This window comes from Streptomyces sp. NPDC054887 (assembly GCF_053610585.1).
This window is the reverse complement of sequence record NZ_JBSGYQ010000137.1, coordinates 1-3086: the sequence shown is the minus strand read 5'-3', so window position 1 is coordinate 3086 and position 3086 is coordinate 1. Positions and strand designations below refer to the sequence as shown.

The 3086-nt window shown below is 74.8% G+C and carries 4 protein-coding genes; 2 read left to right on the top strand and 2 right to left on the bottom strand.

Annotated elements, in window-relative coordinates:
* Positions 1–144 precede the first annotated feature (144 nt).
* Entirely contained in the window at positions 145–654 is a 510-nt protein-coding gene (locus ACWGH0_RS34580; RefSeq protein WP_453408237.1) for a hypothetical protein, read from the top strand.
* On the opposite strand, the gene ACWGH0_RS34575 is transcribed toward ACWGH0_RS34580, so the two are convergent.
* A complete protein-coding gene (locus ACWGH0_RS34575; protein ID WP_453408236.1) occupies positions 636–1328 on the bottom strand; it encodes a hypothetical protein in 693 nt (230 codons plus the stop codon). The two genes, ACWGH0_RS34580 and ACWGH0_RS34575, sit on opposite strands and share 19 nt — an antisense overlap.
* Positions 1328–1858: a SigE family RNA polymerase sigma factor gene (locus tag ACWGH0_RS34570; RefSeq protein WP_453408235.1), complete on the bottom strand. Its 531-nt coding sequence runs from the start codon at positions 1856–1858 to the stop codon at positions 1328–1330. The genes ACWGH0_RS34575 and ACWGH0_RS34570 overlap by 1 nt, the downstream gene beginning before the upstream one ends.
* A gap of 302 nt (positions 1859–2160) precedes the next feature.
* Here ACWGH0_RS34570 and ACWGH0_RS34565 point away from each other — a divergent pair, with 302 nt between their 5' ends.
* Complete coding sequence (locus ACWGH0_RS34565; protein WP_453408234.1) at positions 2161–2967, top strand: pectate lyase; 807 nt, start codon at positions 2161–2163, stop codon at positions 2965–2967.
* Positions 2968–3086 lie beyond the last annotated feature (119 nt).

Genomic DNA, 3086 nt, shown 5'->3' with positions numbered 1-3086 from the left:
GCCGGGCGCTGCCCGCAGCCCGGCGGGCGGGCGCCGCACGGCACACGGCCGCCCGCCGGGGCCGGTTCTGCGGGCGTTGACCGTTTCTCCCGCAGCGCCGTAGTGTGAGGGAGCCAACACCGCTAATCGCTCATAGGGCGCATTATGGTCGCACCGTTCCCCACCCGCCGCCGGGCCGCCGCACTTGTCGGTTCGGTCCTCCTGGTCACCGGCCTGCCGTTCACGCTGTCGGCGTGCGGCTCCAGTGATCCTCCGGCCGCCCGGCAGGCCGGGGAGCCGGCCCGGGTGTCCCCTGCCTTCGGCTCCTCGCTCACCGGCGCGGTGCGGGACCAGGCCACCGCGCAGGGCGCGGCGGCGCGCGAGGCCGCCGAACGCCGCGCCGAGAAGGCCCCCGCCAGGGACTCGGCGTCCGATCCGACGGGGTCCGCGGCGGAGCGTGGCCGCGTCTGCACCACGGACCCCGCCGACCGCTCGGCGTGCCGCAACCCGGGCGGCACCATCGACCCCGACGGCGGCGACCTGGACGGCGACGGCGTGTTCGAGCCGCACGAGCCCGTCGGGCCGGGTTACCGCGACCCGCGCGCGTACGACGGAGGCAAGACCTCCGGCGAGACCCAGTGCGAGTGGCTGCGCTCTCAGGGCATCGCCTGCTGAGACGATCCAAACGCGCCGCGCACGGTCACCCGCCGGGCGTCCGACGCGACCGGCTTCGCCGCCGCCGCGTACGTGTCACCGCCCGCGTCCCGGTCGCCCTCCGCGTGGTTGTACTGGCCCGCGAAGACGTGGGTGCCGGCCGGGACCGTACGGCCCTCCTTGAGCTTCCAGCGGAAGACGAGGGCCCCGCCCTCCTCCCGTACGGAGACCGTGACGTCGTCGGCCGGGAGGGAGCGCCAACTGCCGGTGTGTGTGACACCGCCCGTCTGACGGACGCGCAGCTCGACCGTGAGGGCGGTGAGCGGCTCGCTGGTCTTCAGCCGCACGTTGCTCTGCGCCCAGTACCGATTGCTGTGCGGGTCCACCGAGCCGTCGGCCGACACCCGGGCCGCCTCCCGGACCCGGTCCGTGCCGGCCGGGGGCGGCGCCGTCACGTGCGCGGGCCCGGCGTCGCGCGTCACGGAGGTCACCGCGTAGCCGCCCGCCACCAGCGCCCCCACCACGGCGGCGGTCGCGCCCGCGACGCGCAGCCACACACCCGGGGCGCCGGGCCGGCGGTCGGGCGGCGCCGGCTCGGCGGCCATGCCGCGTTCCACCCTGGCCAGCATCCGGGCGCGGTCGGGCCGGTGCGCCTCGGCCGCCTCGCCCAGCCGTCGGCGGAGTTCGTCGTCCATCAGCGCCTCCCTCCCACGAGTTCCTCCGCGGTCCCGCTTCCCAGCAGCTTCTCCAGCTGCGCCACGCCCTTCGAGGTCTGGCTCTTCACCGTACCGACCGAGATTCCGAGTGCCAGGGCGGTGTCCCGCTCGGAGAGGTCGAAGGCGTGGCGCAGCACCACGCAGGCGCGTTTGCGGAACGGCAGCGCGCGCAGCGCCTCCCGCACGTCGACGACGGCCGGCACGTCCGGGCCCTCGGCGTGCTCGGCGCGGTGCGGCCAGAACAGGGCGATCCGGCGGCGTTCCCGTACGGCGCCGCGTATCCGGCTGCGCGCCAGGTTGGCGACGACGCCCCTCGCGTACGCCGCCGGGTGCTCGGCGGCCCGTACGCGGTCCCAGCGGTGCCAGACGGCGACGAGCGCGTCGGCCGCCAGGTCGTCGGCGGCGTCCGGGTCCCCCGTCAGCAGGTGGGCGAGGCGGGCGAGGCCGGCGTGGTGGCGCTCGAAGAAGTCATGGAACTCCGCGGCGGCATCCGGCGCGCCTGTGTCCACGGGCCGTCTCCCTCCTGCCTGCGTCGGTGTGCGGCCTCCGGGGCGACGCTCGCCGGGCCCCTGATTTGTTTGACTCCCTACTAAATCACGCGCCGGCAGGCCGCCGTCCGGCGAGGCGGCCGTGTGCGGCGAGACTCCGGCCGGGCGGCGCGCGCAGCCGTTCCGAAAATCTCCGGAGGGCGGCAACCTTCCTGTGAGCTGCGGCGACTTGACGGTGGCACAAGGCGCGCGCACGTGCGCCGGGCCCTGCTCACACGTCCCTTCGATCCCCCACACCGTCCCCCCGGAAGGACCTTCCGCCCATGACCCACCAGCACAGGAACAGGAAGGCGCGCCGACGCGCCGGCCTGGGAGGCGCGGCCGCCCTCGCGCTGACCGCCGGACTCCTCGCCTTCAGTTCGCTGACCCCCACCGCCTCCGCCGCGACCTGGCCGACCCCGAACGGCAGCCAGGCGGTGCCCGCGACCATCCCCGTCTCCGGCGTGAAGGACGGCGGGTACAAGAAGTTCTACGGCTCGGGCGCATTGGCCGGGGACGGCCAGAACGAGGGCCAGGACCCGATATTCGAGCTGGCCGACGGCGCGACGCTCAAGAACGTCGTCATCGGCGCGCCCGGTGCGGACGGCATCCACTGCAAGGGCAGTTGCACCTTGCAGAACGTCTGGTGGGAGGACGTCGGCGAGGACGCCGCCACCTTCAAGGGCGGCGCCTCCGCCGTCTACACGGTGTACGGCGGCGGCGCCAGGAAGGCGGCCGACAAGGTGTTCCAGCACAACGGCGGAGGCAAGCTCGTCGTCTCGAAGTTCGCGGTGCAGGACTTCAAGACGCTGTACCGCTCCTGCGGGAACTGCTCGAAGCAGTACAAGCGCACGTCGATCTTCGACACGGTCGAGGTGACCTCCCCCGGCTCGCGGCTCGTCGGCATCAACACCAACTACGGTGACAGCGCCGCACTGCGCAACATCACCGTCGTGGGCGACAGCGGCCGGAAGATCGTGCCGTGCCAGAAGTACATCGGCAACAGCACGGGCGCCGAGCCGGTGACCAACGGGTCGGGCCCGGACGCCAACCACTGCAAGTACACGTCCTCGGACATCGTCTACAGGTGACCGCGCGCTGAGCGGGGGCCGGGGGGGGGGGGCCGGGCGGGCGGCCGGCCCCCCCCGGGCCCCCCCGCGCGGCGGCCGCGGCGGCGGCGCCCGGGCGCGCCGCCCCCCCGGCCCCGGCC